Annotated in this window: 20 protein-coding genes; 8 read left to right on the top strand and 12 right to left on the bottom strand. The window is 72.4% G+C overall.

Annotated elements, in window-relative coordinates:
* Positions 1-294: 294 nt before the first annotated feature.
* From ABEB12_RS25210 to ABEB12_RS25235, 6 genes are all read right to left on the bottom strand, one after another.
* Positions 295-1,725 (bottom strand): NtaA/DmoA family FMN-dependent monooxygenase, encoded by a 1,431-nt coding sequence (locus ABEB12_RS25210; protein WP_221498187.1) that lies wholly within the window; start codon positions 1,723-1,725, stop codon positions 295-297.
* Positions 1,718-3,043, bottom strand: coding sequence for an MFS transporter (locus tag ABEB12_RS25215; protein ID WP_185062253.1), 1,326 nt, complete (start codon positions 3,041-3,043; stop codon positions 1,718-1,720). Before ABEB12_RS25215 ends, ABEB12_RS25210 begins: the two co-directional genes overlap by 8 nt.
* A 322-nt stretch (positions 3,044-3,365) precedes the next feature.
* On the bottom strand, positions 3,366-3,548 hold the full coding sequence (locus ABEB12_RS25220; RefSeq protein ID WP_185062254.1) for a hypothetical protein: 183 nt from the start codon (positions 3,546-3,548) through the stop codon (positions 3,366-3,368).
* A 152-nt stretch (positions 3,549-3,700) separates the two neighbouring features.
* Complete coding sequence (locus tag ABEB12_RS25225; RefSeq protein WP_185062255.1) at positions 3,701-4,963, bottom strand: helix-turn-helix domain-containing protein; 1,263 nt, start codon at positions 4,961-4,963, stop codon at positions 3,701-3,703.
* A 35-nt stretch (positions 4,964-4,998) separates the two neighbouring features.
* The gene (locus tag ABEB12_RS25230) at positions 4,999-5,595 is read right to left on the bottom strand and encodes a LuxR C-terminal-related transcriptional regulator (protein WP_185062256.1); all 597 of its coding nucleotides are present in this window, start codon (positions 5,593-5,595) and stop codon (positions 4,999-5,001) included.
* A gap of 130 nt (positions 5,596-5,725) precedes the next feature.
* Positions 5,726-6,124 (bottom strand): hypothetical protein, encoded by a 399-nt coding sequence (locus ABEB12_RS25235; protein WP_185062257.1) that lies wholly within the window; start codon positions 6,122-6,124, stop codon positions 5,726-5,728.
* Positions 6,125-6,327: 203 nt separating this feature from the next.
* Between ABEB12_RS25235 and ABEB12_RS25240 the strand changes: the two genes are divergently transcribed.
* A complete protein-coding gene (locus ABEB12_RS25240; RefSeq protein ID WP_185062258.1) occupies positions 6,328-6,855 on the top strand; it encodes a DoxX family membrane protein in 528 nt (175 codons plus the stop codon).
* Positions 6,856-6,889: 34 nt separating this feature from the next.
* Positions 6,890-7,081, top strand: a complete 192-nt coding sequence (locus ABEB12_RS25245) for a ferredoxin (RefSeq protein ID WP_185062259.1) — start codon at positions 6,890-6,892, stop codon at positions 7,079-7,081.
* Here ABEB12_RS25245 and idi read toward each other — a convergent pair.
* Positions 7,074-7,607: an isopentenyl-diphosphate Delta-isomerase gene (gene idi / locus ABEB12_RS25250; RefSeq protein WP_185062260.1), complete on the bottom strand. Its 534-nt coding sequence runs from the start codon at positions 7,605-7,607 to the stop codon at positions 7,074-7,076. The two genes, ABEB12_RS25245 and idi, sit on opposite strands and share 8 nt — an antisense overlap.
* A gap of 177 nt (positions 7,608-7,784) precedes the next feature.
* Between idi and ABEB12_RS25255 the strand changes: the two genes are divergently transcribed.
* Positions 7,785-8,216 carry a phosphatase domain-containing protein gene (locus ABEB12_RS25255; RefSeq protein ID WP_185062261.1) on the top strand — a complete coding sequence of 144 codons (432 nt, stop codon included), beginning with the start codon at positions 7,785-7,787 and terminating at the stop codon, positions 8,214-8,216.
* Here the strand turns inward: ABEB12_RS25255 and ABEB12_RS25260 are convergent.
* Entirely contained in the window at positions 8,192-8,572 is a 381-nt protein-coding gene (locus tag ABEB12_RS25260) for a VOC family protein (protein WP_185062262.1), read from the bottom strand. The two genes, ABEB12_RS25255 and ABEB12_RS25260, sit on opposite strands and share 25 nt — an antisense overlap.
* Positions 8,562-9,884 (bottom strand): MFS transporter, encoded by a 1,323-nt coding sequence (locus ABEB12_RS25265; RefSeq protein WP_221498188.1) that lies wholly within the window; start codon positions 9,882-9,884, stop codon positions 8,562-8,564. The genes ABEB12_RS25260 and ABEB12_RS25265 overlap by 11 nt, the downstream gene beginning before the upstream one ends.
* Positions 9,885-9,948: 64 nt before the next feature.
* Here ABEB12_RS25265 and ABEB12_RS25270 point away from each other — a divergent pair, with 64 nt between their 5' ends.
* Positions 9,949-11,937, top strand: a complete 1,989-nt coding sequence (locus tag ABEB12_RS25270; RefSeq protein ID WP_345703132.1) for an ABC transporter ATP-binding protein — start codon at positions 9,949-9,951, stop codon at positions 11,935-11,937.
* On the opposite strand, the gene ABEB12_RS25275 is transcribed toward ABEB12_RS25270, so the two are convergent.
* On the bottom strand, positions 11,916-12,821 hold the full coding sequence (locus tag ABEB12_RS25275; protein WP_185062264.1) for a sigma-70 family RNA polymerase sigma factor: 906 nt from the start codon (positions 12,819-12,821) through the stop codon (positions 11,916-11,918). The two genes, ABEB12_RS25270 and ABEB12_RS25275, sit on opposite strands and share 22 nt — an antisense overlap.
* 158 nt (positions 12,822-12,979) lie before the next feature.
* On the opposite strand from ABEB12_RS25275, the gene ABEB12_RS25280 reads away from it, so the two are divergent.
* Positions 12,980-14,623, top strand: coding sequence for an alkaline phosphatase D family protein (locus tag ABEB12_RS25280; RefSeq protein WP_185062265.1), 1,644 nt, complete (start codon positions 12,980-12,982; stop codon positions 14,621-14,623).
* A gap of 52 nt (positions 14,624-14,675) precedes the next feature.
* On the opposite strand, the gene ABEB12_RS25285 is transcribed toward ABEB12_RS25280, so the two are convergent.
* Positions 14,676-15,614 carry a DJ-1/PfpI family protein gene (locus ABEB12_RS25285; protein WP_185062266.1) on the bottom strand — a complete coding sequence of 313 codons (939 nt, stop codon included), beginning with the start codon at positions 15,612-15,614 and terminating at the stop codon, positions 14,676-14,678.
* Between the two features lie 73 nt (positions 15,615-15,687).
* Here ABEB12_RS25285 and ABEB12_RS25290 point away from each other — a divergent pair, with 73 nt between their 5' ends.
* The 3 genes from ABEB12_RS25290 to ABEB12_RS25300 all read left to right on the top strand — a co-directional run bounded on the left by ABEB12_RS25290 (position 15,688) and on the right by ABEB12_RS25300 (position 17,686).
* Complete coding sequence (locus tag ABEB12_RS25290) at positions 15,688-16,341, top strand: HD domain-containing protein (protein ID WP_345703133.1); 654 nt, start codon at positions 15,688-15,690, stop codon at positions 16,339-16,341.
* Between the two features lie 206 nt (positions 16,342-16,547).
* Positions 16,548-17,084 carry a hypothetical protein gene (locus ABEB12_RS25295; RefSeq protein ID WP_185062268.1) on the top strand — a complete coding sequence of 179 codons (537 nt, stop codon included), beginning with the start codon at positions 16,548-16,550 and terminating at the stop codon, positions 17,082-17,084.
* Positions 17,081-17,686: a carboxymuconolactone decarboxylase family protein gene (locus tag ABEB12_RS25300; protein ID WP_185062269.1), complete on the top strand. Its 606-nt coding sequence runs from the start codon at positions 17,081-17,083 to the stop codon at positions 17,684-17,686. The genes ABEB12_RS25295 and ABEB12_RS25300 overlap by 4 nt, the downstream gene beginning before the upstream one ends.
* On the opposite strand, the gene ABEB12_RS25305 is transcribed toward ABEB12_RS25300, so the two are convergent.
* On the bottom strand, positions 17,656-18,345 hold the full coding sequence (locus tag ABEB12_RS25305; RefSeq protein WP_345703134.1) for an SDR family NAD(P)-dependent oxidoreductase: 690 nt from the start codon (positions 18,343-18,345) through the stop codon (positions 17,656-17,658). The genes ABEB12_RS25300 and ABEB12_RS25305 overlap by 31 nt on opposite strands.
* Positions 18,346-18,399: the final 54 nt, after the last annotated feature.

An 18,399-nucleotide genomic window follows, 5' to 3' on the forward strand; every position in this document is an offset into this window, starting at 1 on the left:
GGGAACAAATGTCTGAATATGGCTGTGACCTGCATGTACGAGCCCAGAGCGGACCTCAGGTAAGGAGGCTCAGCATGCTCCAGATAATGGTCACGCCGATCACGATCATTCCGAGCACCTTCGCCATTGCGGCACACCTCTCCCGTGAACATCTTTGGCACGCAAGAACGGTTCCGGCCGAGACAGCCTGGCCACCAATTACAGTAGAGGGACGCTCCCGCGCCAGCCTGGTGCGGACACACGAAATCGGCATGCCGGTTTGTGCCGGCAGCACGAACCCGCCAGTAGGTCCGGCTACCCCCCGGCCGGGCCGAACCGGTGGCGGGCCCCGGGGTGGTCCTCGGCCAGCAGCGGCCCGGGTGCGGTGCCCAGGTTCTCCCGCAGCGTCGCGGCCCGGGGCTCGCGCAGCCGGCCCCGCGCCCGCAGCTCCGGCACCACGTGTTCGACGAAGTCCACGAAGGTGCCCGGGGTGACCGCGTAGGCCAGGTTGAACCCGTCCACGTCGGCCTCGGCTACCCAGCGCTCCAGCTCGTCGGCGACCGCCGCCCCGGAACCGGTCACCACCGGCCCCCGGCCGCCGATGCCGATGAACTCGGCCAGCTCACCGATGGTCCACTCCCGATCCGGGTCGGCGGTGGTGAACGAGGCGAGCGCCGAGCGGTTGGCATCGGTCCGCACGTACTCCAGCCGGTCGGACGGCTCGGCGCCGGCCAGGTCCACCCCGGTCCAGCCGCCGAACAGCGCCATCGCGCCCTCGGTGTCCACGTGCCGCAGGTAGTCCTCGTGCTTGGCCCGCGCCCGCGCCCCGGTGTCGGCGGTGATCGGGGTGAGCATGGCGAACACCTTGATCGACCGGGCGTCCCTCCCGGCCGCCGTCGCCGCCGCCCGGACCGCGTCCACCGCGCGGCGGACCACGGCCGGGTTCGGCCCGTTCACGAACACCGCCTCGGCGTGCGTGCCGGCGAACCGGGTGCCCCTCGGCGACGCGCCGGCCTGGAACAGCACCGGGGTGCGCTGCGGCGAGGGCTCGCACAGGAAGGCGCCGGGGACGTCGAAGTAGCGGCCCTTGTGCTCGATGTCGTGCACCTTGGACGGGTCGGTGAACACCCGGCCGGCCGCGTCCCGGCGCACCGCGCCCGGCTCCCAGGAGCCTTCCCAGAGCTTGTAGCAGACCTCCAGGTACTCCTCGGCCATCTCGTACCGCTGGTCGTGCGGCATCTGCGCGGCGCGGCCCAGGTTGCGGGCCGCGCTGTCCAGGTAGCCGGTCACGATGTTCCACGCCACCCGGCCCTTGGTCAGGTGGTCCAGCGTGGACATCCGGCGGGCCAGCGCGTAGGGCTGCTCGTAGGCCAGCGAGACGGTCACGCCGAAGCCCAGCCGAGAGGTCACCGCCGCCATCGCCGGCACCGCCAGGATCGGGTCGTTCACCGGCACCTGGGTGGCCGCGCGGACCGCCGCGTCCCGCGAACCGCCGTATACGTCGTACACCCCGAGCACGTCGGCCAGGAACAGGGCGTCGAACCCGCCTCGCTCCAGCAGCCGGGCCAGGTCGGTCCAGTACTCCAGGTCCTTGTACCGGTGGCCCTGGTCGTCCGGGTGGGTCCACAGCCCGGCCGACTGATGGCCGACGCAGGCCATGTCGAACGCGTTCAGCAGGATCGGGCCATGGCTCCCGCGTGCGCCGAACTGGGCGCCCGCTCGGCCAGCGCGTTCCGCGCTAGTCATGCGGGCGCTCCCCCAACCCGGCCCGGTGCGTCTCCGGGGCCAGCCAGGCCGAGGCGATGGTCAGCGCGGAGAGCACCAGGAAGTACCCCCAGATCAACCACGGCCGCCCGCCTCCGGCGAGCAGCAGCGCGGCGGCGACCAGGGGCGCGGTACCACCGGCGAGGACGGAACCGAACTGGTACCCGATGGACGAGCCGCTGTACCGCACACCGGTCGGGAACAGCTCGGCGAACCAGGCCGCCTGGGGGCCGTACATGGCGTCGTGGAAGACATTCACGACGACCACCATCGCGATCACGATCAGCGCTGTCGAGCCGGTGTCCAACACCAGGAAGAACACGCCGAGGAAGACCGCCGCACCGATCGCGCCGCCGAGGTATACCGGCCGCCGGCCCACCCGGTCGGACAGGATCGCCCAAGCGGGCGTGCTGACCAGCCCGATCGCCGAGGCGACGATCACCGCGGTGAGCCCGGCGCCGGGCTCGGCGACCTTGCCCTGGGTCAGATAGGTCAGCGCGAAGGTAGTGCACAGCACGTACAGCGCGTTCTGCGACATACGCATGCCGGCGGTCAGCCAGAGGTTGCGGCGCTGCGTGCGGACCACCTCCAGCAGCGGCTGCCGGGCGATCTCCGCCCGCTCGCGGGCCTGCCGGTACAGCGGCGGGTCCTCCAGGCTGAGCCGGATCGCCAGCCCGACCACCACCAGCACCAGGCTGAGCAGGAACGGCACCCGCCAACCCCAGTCCAGGAAGGCCTGCTTGGGCAGTGAGCCGTTGGCCAGCGCGAACGCGCCGGTGGCCAGCAGCATCCCGGCCGGCGAGCCGATCTGGGGGAAGCTGCCGAACAGCCCGCGCCGCCGGTGCTGGTCCGTGTCCCCGCCGGCCGCGTGCTCCACCGACATCAGCACCGCGCCGCCCCACTCGGCGCCGACCGCCAGCCCCTGGGCCAGCCGCATCACCAGCAACAACGTGGGCGCGAGCAGACCGACCGAGGCGTAGGTGGGCAGCACGCCGATCGCCGCCGTGGCCACCCCCATGAGCAGCAGCGACCCGACCAGCATGGTGCGCCGGCCGACCCGGTCCCCCAGGTGTCCGGCCAGCAGCGCACCGACCGGCCGGGCGCCGAAACCGGCCGCATAGGTGGCGAACGAGGCGAGCACGCCGGCCGTCGGGTCCACGTTGGAGAAGAACAGCGGCCCGAAGACCAGCGCCGACGCGGTCGCGTAGAGGTAGAAGTCGTACCACTCGATGGTGGTGCCGACCAGGCTGGCGATGGCCGCCCTGGCCGGCCGGGCCGACGTTGTCGCCGTCGTGGTCATGGTCCCCCTCGGGCCTAGGACTGCGCGTCAAATAAAACTAACCTTGGCGATTATGTTTATTTTGACGCCTCAGACCTGTATGGATGAGACCGTCATCACGCAGTTCGACGCTCCGACATTCAGGGCATGGTGACCATGAACCAGGCGCCGGCACCGCACCATCCGTCAATCTGGTTGCGTGGGGGAATCGAGGAACGCAACGGCCCGCCCCAAGTCTCAGACCCCCCAAGGCGGCCCGTCCAGGCCCATCTTTCAAACCGCCGCCTTCGAGACGGAGCCCCGCACCCGGGCTTCCCGACTCGGCCGGCGAGCGCGTTCCGCGCTAGAGATTGGCCGGCACCACCGGGTGGGACCGGCCGAACTGGCAGAGGCCGACGCGCGCCCAGGGCATCGGCGGGGTCTGTGCGCTGGCGAACGAACCGATCTCCACCCAGCCGCTGCCGGTGGCGGTGCGCACCAGCTTCCGCCTCCGGGGCAGCTCACCGAGGCAGACCACGGCTAACACCGGCGGTCCCGGATCCGCGTCGACACTCGGTTGCCATTGCCCACCCCGACGCCGAGGCCGGGTGGGCAGCCCACAGGGACAGTCGATCATTCGCGGGACCGTATGCCCGTGGCGTGACCAGCTTGTTGCCAAGTGGCAACCGAGAATCACACCTATGAAACTCCGAGCCGGTTCTTCAGCGACGTGAGCACCCAGGCCGGCCGCTTCGCCCTCCGGTCGACCGTCTGCACCACATCCCGGGCCAGGGGGTCGTTGCGCACCCGGATCGGGGCCAGCCGGTCGGCGGTGTCCAGCGCGTGCAGCGCCTGCTGGTCGTGCGCGCCGCCGGCCTGGGCCCACGCCCTGGCCAGGTCGAAGTGCACGTAGGCGGCCCGGCCGTTGCTGCCGAACACGGAGAGGTCGAGGGGGCTCCTGGCCAGCCGCCGGGCCACCGCCGGGCCGTCGCCCGCCTCCACCGCCAGCCCCAGTTCCCAGGCGGCCACGTTGGTCGGGCCGAAGTGGTAGCGCAGGGTGTTCCGTTCCCCGGTGTGCGCGGCCAACGACCGGGCCTCTTCCAGGTGCGAGCGCACCTCGGCGCCGTCGCCGTCCTTGGCCGCGAGCAACGCGGTGGTCAGGTGCAACATTCCCCGGGCCTCGGCGGCGCCGGTCTCCCGCTCGGTGGGGCCGGGCAGCGCGGCCAGCCGGTCCAGCGCGCGGGCGCAGACCAGGCCGCTGCGCCGCCGCGCCCGCACCCCGAGCAGCGCGCTGCTCAGGCTCATCTCCATGAACGCCGCCAGGTCCGGCCGGTCGGCCAGCCGGGCCGCATCCACCCCGCGCTGGGCGGCGGCAGCGGCCAGCTCGGTCCGCCCGGTCCGCTTGGCCAGGATGTACGCGACCTTGCACACCTCGACCAGCGCCACCAGTGCCCGTTCCCGGTCCGCCCCGGTCCCGGTAGCCGCGTGCACGTGCAGGTCGACCAGCAGGTCCGCCAGGTCCCGGCCGGCGGTGCCGTAGCGGGCCTCGTCGGCGCAGTAGTGCGCCCGGGCGGCCCCGGCCACCAGGTCGGCCAGCGGCGCCGGCGGGAGATCGGGCACGTCGTCCAGCGTGGCGTCGTGCAGCGCCCGGCAGACCTCCGCGACCACGGCTTCCAGCTCGGCGTGCCGGTACTCGCGCAGCGGGTACAGCTGGCCGGTCAGGTCGGCGACCGAGCAGGACAGCGCGGACGCCAGGTCCTCGAGCAGGCCCACCCTGGTGAAGGCCCGTTTGCCGTTCTCCAACCGGGACAGGAAGGACTTGTGGATGCCGGCGAGGCCGGCCGCCGCCTCCACCGACATGCCCCGTCGGTTCCGGATCCGTCGCACCCGCTCGCCGATGGCCCGGTCCTGCGCCGATACGCCGGCATGGGCCACCGTCGTGCCATCCCCCGATGTCAACACCGCGCGGACCATACGCCCACCGATCGTGGACGCGATCAGGTGACCAATCCGTAGCGGAAGCCGTGGGCGACCGCCTGGGCCCGGTCCTTCGCGCCCAGTTTGCGGAACAGCCGGCGCGCGTGGGTCTTCACCGTGTCCTCGGAGAGGAACAGCTCGTGCCCGATGCGGCCGTTGCTCTTGCCCTGGCTCATGCACGCGAGCACCTGCAGCTCGCGCTCGGTGAGCTGCACCTTCAGCCCGGCGTCGCTGGGCCGAGGGATGGCGGCCTCCCCGGTGAGCCGGTCGGCGAGCACGTTGGTCACCTCCGCGCCGGAGGACTCCCAGCGCAGGTAGCCACGGGCGCCGCCGGCGATCGCCGCCGCGATGCCGGTGACGTCCTCGGCCGGCCCGAACACGATGATGTCCGCGCGCGGGTGCGCCGCGCTGAGCCGGCGGGTCACCTCCGTGCCGATCCCCGTGCCCTGCTGGGTGCCCACCAGCACCAGGTCGGCGGGCTGCCGGAAGTACGTGGCCAGCAACTCGTCGTCGTACGCGACGCAGTCGATGCGCCGGACCCCGGGCACCGCCGACATGGCCCGCGCCAGTCCCTCGCAGACCCCGCGCCGGTCGTCGCAGATCAATACCGCTGTCATGGCAAACCTTCCCCCTTGTCCCCGTTGTCCCCGCGATCGGCGACACCGCACCCACGCCCGTCCCCACGGGCGATCAAATGAGGTCTTTCCTTACCGGCCTGGCCGGTAACCTGGGCGCTCCGGCGCCGCGTCAGCCCGCGAGCGCGCGAACGGCCAACGGGTCGAACCCCGGCCGCCCGGCGGTCTGGGCGCGTTCGTGCATGCGGCGGCGCAGGTGCAGGACCGCCCGCTCGCCGTCCGCCGTCGGCACGTCCCCGATGACCGCCGTGGTGTCGATGTCCGCCACCACAACCGAGCCTCGCGCCTCACCGGCCAGCCAGTCGGCCCGGCACAGGCGTTCCAGCGGAATGCCGACGCTGGCCTGGCCGTCCTCGCCCTCGCGCAGCAGCAGCACCCGTTGCGAGGTGACCGCGAGCAGTCCCATGCCCGACCGGAAAACCCCGCCGGCCAGGCATTCGACGAGCTCGTCCTCACGCAGGTACGCGCCGAGATAACGCAGCTCAGGCTCCACACAGAGCCGCAACGTCATTCTGTCCCTGGCAGCAACAATATCTGATCTCAGATCCACGCTCTCCCCCGAAAGCTCATGTGATCCAAAGTGAAGCGCGAACGCCTCCCCCGTTACGACGGGTTCAACGCTCAATATCTGTTAACGTTATTTATAACTTCTCAGAACCGGCCGTTTGCCCGGTGAAACGGGCTTCGGGTTGCCACACGCTCTAGCCTGAGCCCATGAACAGCGGCCATGCCGGCGTCGACGCCGGCCTGTTGTTGCTCCGCGTGGTGGCCGGGCTCACCCTCGCGGCGCACGGCTACCAGAAGTTCTTCGCCGGTGGCCGGCTCAGCGGCACCGCGGGCTGGTTCGACAGCATCGGGATGAAACCGGGCCGGCTGCACGCCCTGGCCGCCGGCACCACCGAGCTGGCGGCCGGCGTGCTGCTCACCCTCGGCCTGCTGACCGCGCTGGCCGGTGCGGCCTTCGTCGCGGTCATGCTGGTGGCCGGGTACACCGTGCACCGGGGGAACGGGTTCTTCATCGTGCGGTCCGGCTGGGAGTACAACCTGATCCTGGCGCTGATCGGGGCCGCGCTGGGCATCACCGGCCCCGGTGCGTACTCCCTGGACCATGCGCTCGGCCTGACCCCCATGCTCGCCGGGCTCACCGGCGGCCTCATCTCGGTCGGCGCCGGCCTGCTCGCCGGTATCGGCCAGCTTGCGCTCTTTTACCGGCCGCCGGCCACCATTCCCGCCGACGGCTGACCCGAATCGACCATTTGACGGAATAAGGGCGTCTATGCGGGCACACATCGACAGCAAGGTTTGCACCGGGCACGGCATGTGTTACCTGACCGCGCCGGACGTCTTCGTCGACGACGACGAGGGCTACGGCCAGGTCCTCGGTGACGGCCTGGTCGCCCCCGGGCACGAGTCGGAGGCGGAGACCGGGGCGGCCAGCTGCCCCGAGCGGGCCATCACGCTCAGTTGACCACGGCCAGGCGCAGCACGTCGGCCAGCCAGGGGCTGTAGGCGTACGGGTTGGCCGCCATCGCGGTGCGCAGGTCGGCCACGGAGACCCAGCGACACTCGGACACCTCGTCCGGGTCGGCCGCGCTCACGTCGCCGTTGTACCGCCCGATCAGCACGTGGTCCCATTCGAACTCCACGCGGCCGCTGGCCTGGTCACCGGACCGGTAGCTGAACGATCCGGCCTCGGTGAGCGCCCCCTCGGGCGCCACCCCGAGCTCGGCCGACAGCCTCGCCACCGCCTCGGCCGCCACATCGGCGCCCGGCGCCGGGTGACCGCAGCAGGTGTTCGACCAGCGGGAGGCGAACCGGGTCTTGGTGGCCGCGCGGCGCTGCAGCAGCACCCGGCCGGAGTCGTCCCGCAGCAGCACCGAGAAGGCCCGGTGCAGCCGGCCCGGCTCGGTGTGGGCCTCGGCAACCGAGCAGGCGCCCACGGCCGCGCCCCGTTCGTCCACCAACTCGACCAGCAGCTGTTCGCGATCAGTCATGTTTCCCTAAACCGAAAGAATGGGTTCACCGGACATAGGGAATTATCCCCCGGGCGCTATCCCCAGCACAACCCGCACCAAAAAGAATGCAACAAATAGACATCTCGAGAGAATTCGGACACTCAACTCCGGCGTATGGCGTCGTATTCTCGCCAACCCACCCTCTAAGGTGTGCGAGTGATCCACTCTTGGGCTCCGGACGCGCCCGGCGTACTCGAGCTGCCGTCCGGGCGCCGCGTTCGAGGCCGTGGCCTGCGCCGGCCGCCACCGGCCGGGCCGGAGCCGACCTTCGCCGTCTACCTGATCGGCCGACCGCCCGCGCCGGTGGACTGGGAGAGCCGCTGGCTGCGCTGGCCGGACTTCCGGCTGCCCGCCGACCGCGCGCTGGCCGGCGAGCTGTTCCGCGAGGCCTGGCGGCGGGCGGAGTCGGAGCGGGTGGAGCTGGCCTGCGGCGGCGGCCGGGGCCGCACCGGCACCGCGCTGGCCTGCCTGGCCGTGCTGGACGGGGTGCCGCCCGCCGAGGCGGTCGGCTTCGTGCGCCGGCACTACGACCGGCACGCCGTGGAGACCCCCTGGCAGAAGCGCTACGTGCGGGGTTTCGCCGGCTGATCGGCCCGCTCGCCCAGGTACACGGTGTTCCCGTCGTGGTCGCGCACCTGCGCCACCCGCTCGCCCCACGGCTGATCGGCCGCTTCCTCGACCACGGTGACCCCCTCGGCCCGCAGCCGCGCGACGGTCTCGTCACACGAGTCGGTGTAGCACCAGAGGGCGAACCGGTCGCTCGCCGCGGACGCCTCCGGGCTCCGGGCCAGCCCGATCGACCCGCCGCCCAGCCGCAGGTTCACGAACTCGAGCGCTCCGTCCTCGGGGAACCGGTAGGCCACCTCCGCGCCGAGCAGCTCGTAGAAGCCGAGCGCCCGGACCAGATCCGGGGTGGACAGGATCGGGAAGGCCTCATCGATCATCCGCCGAGGCTACCGGGCGGCCCGATTCGAGCGGGCCCAGCAACGAACGGTCGCGGGTGTCCGGGAGGACGTAGGCGCAGGCCAGCCCGAGCACGCCCAGCGCGGCCATCATCACCCCGATCGCCCAGCTGCCGTAGCTGGCCAGCAGCGCACCGGCCAGCACCGGAGGAACCGCGCCGCCCACGATGGTGGCCAGGTTGTAGCAGATGCCGCTGGCCGTGTACCGGCACTCGGTGGGGAACAGCTCCGCGACGTAGGCGGCCGCCGGCCCCAGGGTCAGCCCGCCGGCGATCAGCGACAGGCCCAGCATCAGGCCGACCCGGGGCACCCCGCCCGCGTCGATGACCGGGAACAGCGCCAGGCTCACCACCACCGCCGCCGCGTTGCCCAGCAGCACCACCCGCCGCCGCCCGGCCCGGTCCGACACCCACGCCCCGAACCCGGTCGCCAGGGCCAACAGCACCCCGCCGAGCACGCCCAGCCCGAGCATGGTCGGCATGGGCACGCGCAGCACGCCGGTGGCGTAGTTGGTGAGGTAGACCGTACCCAGGTAGTTCAGCCCGAACGCCGCGCTCAACGCGCCACCGGCCAGCAGAATCGACCGGGAGTGCCCGGCCAGCGCCGTGCGCACCGGCGCGGCGGGCCGGCCACCGCGCGCGAGCAGCTCGTGGAAGACCGGCGTCTCGGCGATCCGCAGCCGGACGAACAGGCCGACGCCGAGTAGCACCACGCTGACCAGGAACGGCACCCGCCAGCCCCACTCCAGGAACGCCTCCCGGCTCATCAGCAGGCCGCTGGCCAGGAACGTCGCGCTGCTCAACGCCACCGCCACGCCCGGCCCGAGCTGCGGGTACATACCCTGGCGGCCCCGGCGCCCCTCCGGCGCGTACTCCACGGCCAGCAACGCCGCGCCGCCCCACTCGCCACCCACCGCGAGCCCCTGCAGCAGGCGCAGCCCGACCAGGATCACCGGCGCCGCCACGCCGATGGTCGCCGCGCCGGGCAGCAGCCCGACGCCGAACGTGGCCAGCCCCATCAGGGTCAGCGTGTAGATCAACGTCCGCTTGCGGCCCAGCCGGTCGCCGAGATGCCCGAACAGCGCCGAGCCCAGCGGCCGGGCCACGAACGCCACCGCGAACGTGGCCATCGCCGCGACCGTGCCCGCCGCCGAGCCCAGCGCCGGGAAGAACACCGACGGGAACACCAGCGCCGCGGCCGTGCCGTAGCAGAAGAAGTCGTAGAACTCGATCATCGTGCCGACGAACGAGGCGGCCGCGACCCGCCGTCGTGTCGGTGTTGTGTCCCCCGTCATCGATGCCATCTTCCCTCAGCGAAGCCAGGTTCTTTTGTCGGTGCCCGCGGGCAGAATCCCCACCGTGATAACGTCCGCCGGGCCCGCCGCTCCCACCACCGCCAAGCCACCCGTCGACACCACCGGCCTGATCGGCTCGGAGGACACCGAGCCGCCACCCTGGGCCAAGATCAACGCCACGGTGGCCGGCGCCCGGTTCAGGCACGTCGCCGGCGCGGTGCCCCGGATGCTCGCCGTGATGGCCCGCTGGGCCTGGCGCACCGCGCCACGGCTCACCCTTCTCGCGGCGCTGGCCCAACTCGGCTCCGGCGCGGCCACCGCCTTCGGGCTGTTCGCCACGGCGAGCGTTTTCACCCGGCTCCTGGAGCAGGGTCCGACGCCGGAGCGCCTGGTCGCGGCGCTGCCCGCGCTGGCCTGGGTGGTCGGCGCCTATGCCGCCGGCGGGTTGCTGACCGCCGCCGTCGGCGCCCTGCAGTCCTCGTTGGCGCCGCTGGTCGAGCGGGCGGCCGCCGACGAGATCTACTCCACCGTGTTGGGCGTCGAGCTGGTGGCCTTCGACGACCCGGACTTCGTCGAGCTGGTCAACAATGCCACCAACCAGGGGGTGCAACGGCTGCGCATGGCCACCAACACCGCCGGCGACCTGATCGCCGCGCTGGTTTCCATGGCCGCCGCACTGATCACCGCGACCCTGCTGCACCCGGTGCTGGGGCCGCTGTTGCTGCTCACCGCGCTGCCCCGGGGCTGGGCCAACCTGCGAGTGGCCCAGCTGAACTACGAGTGGTTCGTGCGGATGATCTCGCGCAGCCGTCGGTTGGCGGTCACCGGCCGGCTGGTCACCGACCGGGACGACGCCAGCGAGGTGCGCGCCTGCACCGCCCAGCCCATGCTGCTGGCCGAGCACCGGCGGATCGCCGACTCGCTGGCCGAGGAGGCGGTGGCGATGGAGCACCGCTACGCGCGGATCCAACTGGCCGGGCGAACGCTGTCCGGGGTCGGCACCGGGATCGCCTACCTCTCCCTCGGGGCGTTGATCTACCTCGGCGCGCTCCCTCTGGCCCTGGCCGGTGCGGCCGCGCTCGCCCTGCGCACCGCCAACACCGCCGTGGCAACCACGGTGTACGCCAGCAACCGGCTGTACGAAGCCAGCCTCTACCACGACATCTTCCAGGCCTGCCTGGCCGAGGCGCGGCGGCACACCCATGTCCCGGCACCCCGGGCCGGGGCCGCCGAGCTGCCCGCGTGGGGGCCGTCCGTGGTCCAGCTGGCCGGAGTCAGCTTCCGCTATCCGGACAAGCCCGGCCCGGCCGTCGACGACGTGACGCTCACCCTGCGCGCCGGGCAGGTCATCGCGCTGGTCGGCGAGAACGGCTCCGGCAAGTCCACGCTGGCCAAACTGCTCACCGGGCTCTACCTGCCCGACTCCGGCACAATCACCTGGGACGGCGTGGACGTGCGCACCTTGGCCGACGCGCAGCGGCACGCCAGGGTCGCCGTGGTCATGCAGGACCCCACGCGCTGGCCGATGACGGCCAGCAACAACATCCGCGTCGGCCGCATCGAGACGCCCGACGACGGCGACCGGCGGCTGGCGGACGCCGCCGGCCGGTCCGGCGCGGACAGCGTGCTGCGGGACCTTCCGGAAGGCCCGGACACCATGCTGTCCCGGCGCTTCCGGTCCGGCCAGGACCTGTCCGGCGGGCAGTGGCAGCGCATCGCCGTGGCCCGTGCGCTGTACCGGGACGCCCCGCTGGTCGTGGCCGACGAACCCACGGCCGCGTTGGACGCGCGCGCCGAGCACGCGGTGTTCGCCGCGCTGCACCAGCTGCGCGAACCGACCGGCGCGGTGGGCGACTCGCCGATCGACCGGCACCGGATCACCGTGCTGATCACCCACCGGCTGGCCAACGTGCGACACGCGGACCAGATCGTCGTGCTGGACCACGGGCGGGTGGTCGCCACCGGCTCGCACGACGAACTGCTCGGGCGGCCCGGCCCGTACCGGGAGCTCTACACGCTGCAGTCCAGCGCCTACCGGGAGGCCACCGAATGACCGACCACCGGATCGTCCAGCACCGACAGGTCCAGCCGACGCAGCCGGTCCGGATCGGCGATCACCTCGTAGCGGGTGATCCGGTCGTCCACCACCTCGAAGGTGAGCGCCAGCAACAGCCGCCCGCGCGGCGCCACCAACACCCCGAGCGCGCCGTCCACCAGTGCCGGCTCGGCGAACCGGGACCGGCGGCCGAGCACCGTGACCTCCTCCGCGACCACCCGGGCGCCGCGGCTCTCCGTCGCCACCCCGGGTGGCAGGGCGAGCGGGTCGGCCCGGCGGACCACGTCCGGGGCGAGCAGGCCGAGCAGCGCCTCGAGGTCGCCGCCCCGGGCGGCGGTGAGGAACGCCTCCACCACAGAGCGGTGCCGGGCCAGGTCGGCGCCGGGGCCGGCCGGGCCGCCGCGCACCCGGTGCCGGGCCCGGCTGGCCAGCTTCTTGGTGGTCACCGGGGTGCGCCCGACGATGGGCGCGATCTGGGCGAACGGCACGGCGAACATGTCGTGCAGCACGAACGCCACCCGCTCGGCGGGCTCCAGCCGGTCCAGCACCACCAGCAGCGCCCGGCCGACCGAGTCGACCAGCACCGCCTCGCCCTCCGGGCCGTCCCCGTCGTCCCGCGCCCGGTCGGGGAGCTGGTCGACCACCTGCTCCCGCCGCGCCGCGCGGGCCCGCAACATGTCCAGGCAGACCCGGGACAGCACGGTGCGCAACCAACCGGCCAGGTTCACCACGTCGCCGGTGTCGGCCCGGTGCAGCCGCAGCCAGGTCTCCTGGACGGCGTCCTCCGCCTCACCGGGTGAGCCCAGCATCCGGTAGGCCACCGCGCGCAGCTCGCCCCGGTGCGCCTCGAACCGCCCGGTCAGCGGGTCATCCTCGCTCATCGGTCACCTTTCCTCCACGCGCTTCGTCAGCCAGGTGGACAGCCGAGTCGACGATCAACGGGAGGTTCACGGTGAGTGTATTCGGGGTCCGGATGTCCCTGTAGGAGCGGTAGGGGCCGGTGTTCGCTGTGCGTGCGCGACCTGGCACGCTCCGTCAGGTGGCTCCCCAGCTGAACCGGCGGGCGATCCTTCGCGCCGCCGGGGTTGCCGCCGCCAGCGGCGCGGTGTTCACCACCCTCCCCAGGTTGGCGACCGCCGACCCGGACGGCGACGAGCAGCATGTATTCCGGCACGGCGTGGCCTCCGGTGATCCGCTGCCGGACCGGGTGGTGCTGTGGACCCGGGTGACGCCCACCGACGACGCCCACCCGGGTTCCGGCCGGGGACCGAGCAGCACGGTGCGCTGGGAGGTGGCCACCGAGGACGACTTCCGCGAGGTGGTCCGGTCCGGCGAGGTGGAGACCGGCCCGGGCCGTGACCACACCGTCAAGGTGGACGTGTCCGGGCTGGACCCGGCCACCCGCTACGCCTACCGGTTCCGGCTGGGCGGGGCGACCTCGCCGGTCGGCCGGACCCGCACCGCGCCCGCACACGGCGCGGCGGTGAACCGGCTGCGGCTGGGCGTGGTCTCCTGCGCCAACTGGCAGGCGGGTTTCTTCGCCGCCTACCGCTACCTGGCCGAGCGGGACGACCTGCACGCCGTGGTGCACCTCGGCGACTACTTCTACGAGTACGGCAGCCGGCAGTACCCGATGGGCTACGACATCCGCACCCACGAACCGGCCACCGAGACGATCACGCTCAGCGACTACCGCCGCCGGCACGGCCAGTACAAGACCGACCCGGACCTGCGGGCGCTGCACGCCAAGACCCCGTGGATCTGCATGTGGGACGACCACGAGGTGGCCAACGACCGGTGGTCGGGCGGCGCGGAGAACCACGACCCGGAGTCCGAGGGCAGCTACGGCGCGCGGCGGGCCGCCGCCTACCGGGCCTACTTCGAGTGGATGCCGGTGCGCCCGGACGACATCCCGCTGTACCGCCGGCTCCGCTTCGGCACGCTGGCCGACCTGTCCATGCTGGACCTGCGCAGCTACCGATCCAAGCAGGTCCGGCCGTTCTCCGCCGAGGCGGACGACCCGGGGCGCACCCTCACCGGCCGGGCGCAGTTCGACTGGCTGGCCGACGGCCTGGCCGACTCCAGTGCCCGGTGGAAGCTGGTCGGCAACCCGGTGATGATCGCTCCCCTGCTGATACCGCCGCTGCCCCGGGAGCAGCTCGGCGCGCTGCTGAACGTGCTCGGGCTGCCCGCCGAGGGCGGCGTGCTGGCCACCGACCAGTGGGACGGTTACGCGGCCGACCGGCGCCGGCTGCTGTCCACCATCTCCCGGCGGCGGGTGTCCGACGTGGTGTTCCTGACCGGGGACATCCACACCTCGTGGGCCAACGACGTGCCGGTGGACGCCGGCAGCTACCCGCTGAGTCCCTCGGTGGCCACCGAGTTCATCTGCTGCTCGATCACCTCGGACAGCGTGGGTGACCTCCTGCACGCGCCGCCGCGCACCACCTCGCTCGGAGTGGAGACCGCGATCAAGACGCTGAACCGGCACGTCCGGTTCGTCGAGCTGGACTCGCACGGCTCGACGGTCCTCACCGTCACGCCCGGCGAGGTCCGGATGGACTGGTACTACCTGGACAACCGCGCCCGCCGGGACAGCCCCAGCCGGCTGGCCCACTCGCACCGGGTCAGCTCCGGCACCCCGCGAATCGTCGGGCCACCGCTGCCGGTGTCGCTCCCCTAGTGTCTCCCCGCGCGCGCCGAACTGGGCGCACGCTCGGCGAGCGCCTTCGGCGCTAGCTCCGTGCCGCGAAGGTTCGGCGGTAGGCGGTCGGGGTGGTGCCGACCAGCCGGCGGAAGTGCAGCCGCAGGTTGGCGGCGGTGCCGAGGCCGCAGCGCTCGGCAATGCGGTCCAGCCCGTGCGCGTCCTCCTCCACCAGTTCCTTGGCCAGCTCCACCCGGGCACGCAGCAGCCACTGCAGCGGGGTCAGGCCGGTCTCCGCGACGAACCGGCGGGCGAAGGTGCGCTCCGACATGCCGGCGCGCGCGGCCAGGTCCGGCACGGTGAGCGGCTCGGCCAGCCGGCCCATCGCCCAGGCCCGGGTGGCGGCCAGCGAGCCGCCGTCCGGCGCGGCCAGCGGCGCTTGGATGTACTGCGCCTGGCCGCCTTCCCGGTGGGGCGCGGCGACCAGCGCCCTGGCGACCTCGTTCGCCGTCCGGGCACCCAGGTCGCGGCGCAGGATGTGCAGGCACAGGTCGACGCCGGCCGACACGCCGGCCGAGGTCAGCACCGGGCCGTCCTCGACGTAGAGCACGCCGGGGTCCACCCGCACGGCCGGGTAGTCGGCGGCCAGCGCGGCGGTGTACCACCAGTGCGTCGTGGCCTTCCGCCCGTCCAACACGCCCGCCGCCGCGAGGGCGAACGCACCGGTGCAGATGGAAACCAGCCGCCGACCGTTCCGGTGCGCCGCGCGGAGTGCGTCGAGCACCGGTTCGGGCGGACGGTGACCGGCCGGTTCGTAACCCGGCACCACCACCGTGTCGGCATCGGCCACAGCGGCCAGGTCCGCGCACGGTGCGATGGCGAAACCCGAGTCGGTGCGGACCGCCTCGGTCGGGCCGCACACGGTGAGCCGGTAGGGCAGCGATCGCTCGCCGAATATCTGCACCGGTATGCCGAGGTCCAGCGGCAGCACCCCGTCCAGCGCGAGCACCGCCACCCGGTGGGCGTCCATATGGCGGAAATCTACTGGATTACGGCATTTCTGCCACTCGTGCGCCGAGCCCGGCCGGCCCAGGATGATCCGTATGACCAGCAACGCTCCCGCCGCTCCGGTACTCGCCCTGCCCGAATCCCCGTTGGCCGCCGAGGCCATCGCGCTGGTGCACGCGCACGAGTCCGCCCCGGTCGCCAACCACAGCATCCGCTCCTACCTGTTCGCCCGGCTCGTCGCCGCGCACCGCGGCGCGACCGCCGGCGTGGACTACGACGACCAGCTGCTGCTGCTCGCCTGCGTGCTGCACGACATGGGCCTGACCGAGCGCGGCAACCGCGACCAGCGTTTCGAGGTGGACGGCGCGGACACCGCCGCCGAGTTCCTCACCGAGCACGGCATGCCGGCCGCCGAGGTCGACGTGGTGTGGGAGGCGATCGCGCTGCACACCAGCTTCGGCATCGTGGAGCGGCGCGGGGTGATCTGCCAGCTGACCAGCGCCGGCATCGGGATGGACTTCGGCCTGGGCGCGGAGATCCTCTCCGCCGAGGACGCCGAGGCGATCCACGCGGCGCACCCCCGGCTGTCCATGGCCAGCTCGCTCGCCGACGCGATCACCGCCCAGGCCCAGGACCGGCCGGAGAAGGCCCCGCTGTACTCGCTCACCGCGAACCTCCTGCGGGAACGCGGCGAGGGCGGGCCGACGCTCATGGAGCAGGTCGCCGGCGGCTCCCGGTGGGGAAATTAGTTTCATTAGCTCACTATTCTAAATCTCCTTCAGATTCCGACCGAGTTGGGAGATCGCGCGGAATTGCGCTATAGTTGACGTTTGCTCACGGTGAGCGTTCGGCTACTCTGCGGGAGAATTGCATGCCAGCCCAAGTGCTGGAGCGTACTGTCACGCTTCTGCTTGAGGGCACCTGCAAACTGCTCTGGGGATTTCCGCCGAGGCTGATGAAACCAACGGTCGCCCAGCTCGGCGCGAGTTCGGCGCTGCGCTGGTTCGTCGGCAACATGCCCCGGTACGAGCGAACGCTGGCCGCCTACGGGGAGACCCGCACCCACCTCCTGTGCCTGGCCATCTCGTTGGTCAACGGGTGCCATTACTGCACCTACGGGCACGGTTACGCGCTCCAGCTGGCCTACCTGCGCGAGCACGGCCGGCTGTTTCCGCTCGGCGAGCTGGAGCTGCAACGGCTGTGCGGGCTTCCCCCGGCGGCCATCCGGTACGACCTGGTCGGTGCCACCCAACGCGCCGCGCTGCACGGCGACACCCGCCATTTGGAGCGAGTGCTCACCCTGACCCTGGCCGAGGACCCACGGGCGACCGACGAGGACGACTTGCGACTCATTCATCTGGTACGCATGTTCGATACACTGAATTCGGTGGGTATCCGGCATAAAATCCCGCCGGACCAGGCCCACTCCGCGCTGAACAAGGACTACGCCCTCAAGCGCCGCTACGACGCGCTGCGGGGTGTCTCCGGATGATCGACCGGCTGGCCTCCGCCGTGCTCGCCACGATTCCCCGCCTGCTGTGGGGCTTCACCCCGGCGCTGATGCCGGAAATCGTGCGGCGGTTCGGGCCGGTCGGCGCGGTCGCCTGGTTCCTGCCGAACATGCGGCGGTACGAACGGACGCGGCGCGCCTTCGGCCCGCTCCGCACCCACCTGCTGGCCACCGCGATCTCGCTGCGCAACGGCTGCCACTACTGCGCGTCCGGCCACGCCGGGGCGATCGAGCTGATCTTCCTGCGGGACCGCGACGAGCTGTTTCCGCTGGACGAGCGGGCCATCGCCGACCTCGCCGGCACAGCGCCCGACCGGCTTCGCGCCACGCTGGCCGGGGCGCTCACCGAGGCCGGCCTCGCCGCCGAGCTGCCCTACCTGGACCGCGCGTTCGCGCTGCTCGACGGCACCCGGCAGCCGGCCGACCCGGACGACGAACGGATCGCGCAGCTGATCGAGCTGTTCGCCGTGCTGAACGCGTGCGGCATCGCCGGCCAGGTGCCGCCCGACCAGGTACACGACCAGGTCAACCGGGACCGGGCGGCGAAGCGGCGCTACGCCAGGCTGCGCGCCGAGCCGGTGTAGACGTACTCCACCTGCCAGCCGTCCGGGCGCTGCCCGTGCAACCGCCAGTAGTGCTCCGCGATGTCCTCGGGGTCGAACGCGGTGCCCGGCGCGATCGGCCCGTCCACCGTGACCATGCCGACGTGCACCCCGGCATCGCGGTACCGCTGGTCCAGCATCCGGGCCAACGCGCGCAACCCCGCCTTGCCCAGCGAAAGGCTCACGTACTCCGCCTTCGGCTCCGGCATGCCGCCGGTGAGCAGCAGCGTCCCCCGGCCCCGCTCGACCAGCCGGGGCAGCACCGCCGAGGCCGTGGTGTGCGCGCCGACCACGTTCACCGCCCAGGCGTCCAGGTGCTCGCCCGCGGTCATCTCGCCGGGGACGTCCGGGCGGATCAACGCGGCGTTGTAGACCACCACGTCCGGCGGGCCCAGCTCGGCCACCGCCCGGTCCAGGGTGTTGCGCAACGCCGGCTCGTCGGTCACGTCCGCGGTCAGCGCGAGGGTCCGCACACCGAGCTCACCCAGCTCGGCGGCCAGCTCGTCCACCGCCTCCGGCCGGCGGGCGATCAGGCCCACCGCGTAGCCCTCCCGGGCGAACCGGCGCGCCACCGCGCGCCCCAGCCCCGGACCGACCCCCACCACCAACGCCGTCGCCATCCCGCCAGGTACCTCCGCCATCCGTGGCCCCGCCCGGCGCGGAACCCCTGGAGCGACAACCCCGGCCCGGCCCGG

It is taken from the genome of Actinospineispora eucalypti (assembly GCF_039543365.1).
GTDB classification, from domain to species: domain Bacteria; phylum Actinomycetota; class Actinomycetes; order Mycobacteriales; family Pseudonocardiaceae; genus Pseudonocardia; species Pseudonocardia eucalypti.

Bases quoted from the DNA above. Each gene is read 5' to 3' on its own strand.
- ABEB12_RS25210 (WP_221498187.1), bottom strand. From the start codon at position 1,725: ATGACTAGCGCGGAACGCGCTGGCCGAGCGGGCGCCCAGTTCGGCGCA.
- idi (WP_185062260.1), bottom strand. From the start codon at position 7,607: ATGACTGATCGCGAACAGCTGCTGGTCGAGTTGGTGGACGAACGGGGC.
- ABEB12_RS25295 (WP_185062268.1), top strand. From the start codon at position 16,548: ATGAAACCAACGGTCGCCCAGCTCGGCGCGAGTTCGGCGCTGCGCTGG.
- ABEB12_RS25275 (WP_185062264.1), bottom strand. From the start codon at position 12,821: ATGAGCGAGGATGACCCGCTGACCGGGCGGTTCGAGGCGCACCGGGGC.
- ABEB12_RS25300 (WP_185062269.1), top strand. From the start codon at position 17,081: ATGATCGACCGGCTGGCCTCCGCCGTGCTCGCCACGATTCCCCGCCTG.
- ABEB12_RS25230 (WP_185062256.1), bottom strand. From the start codon at position 5,595: ATGACAGCGGTATTGATCTGCGACGACCGGCGCGGGGTCTGCGAGGGA.
- ABEB12_RS25260 (WP_185062262.1), bottom strand. From the start codon at position 8,572: ATGATCGATGAGGCCTTCCCGATCCTGTCCACCCCGGATCTGGTCCGG.
- ABEB12_RS25215 (WP_185062253.1), bottom strand. From the start codon at position 3,043: ATGACCACGACGGCGACAACGTCGGCCCGGCCGGCCAGGGCGGCCATC.
- ABEB12_RS25240 (WP_185062258.1), top strand. From the start codon at position 6,328: ATGAACAGCGGCCATGCCGGCGTCGACGCCGGCCTGTTGTTGCTCCGC.
- ABEB12_RS25305 (WP_345703134.1), bottom strand. From the start codon at position 18,345: ATGGCGGAGGTACCTGGCGGGATGGCGACGGCGTTGGTGGTGGGGGTC.
- ABEB12_RS25235 (WP_185062257.1), bottom strand. From the start codon at position 6,124: ATGACGTTGCGGCTCTGTGTGGAGCCTGAGCTGCGTTATCTCGGCGCG.
- ABEB12_RS25245 (WP_185062259.1), top strand. From the start codon at position 6,890: ATGCGGGCACACATCGACAGCAAGGTTTGCACCGGGCACGGCATGTGT.
- ABEB12_RS25265 (WP_221498188.1), bottom strand. From the start codon at position 9,884: ATGACGGGGGACACAACACCGACACGACGGCGGGTCGCGGCCGCCTCG.
- ABEB12_RS25285 (WP_185062266.1), bottom strand. From the start codon at position 15,614: ATGGACGCCCACCGGGTGGCGGTGCTCGCGCTGGACGGGGTGCTGCCG.
- ABEB12_RS25290 (WP_345703133.1), top strand. From the start codon at position 15,688: ATGACCAGCAACGCTCCCGCCGCTCCGGTACTCGCCCTGCCCGAATCC.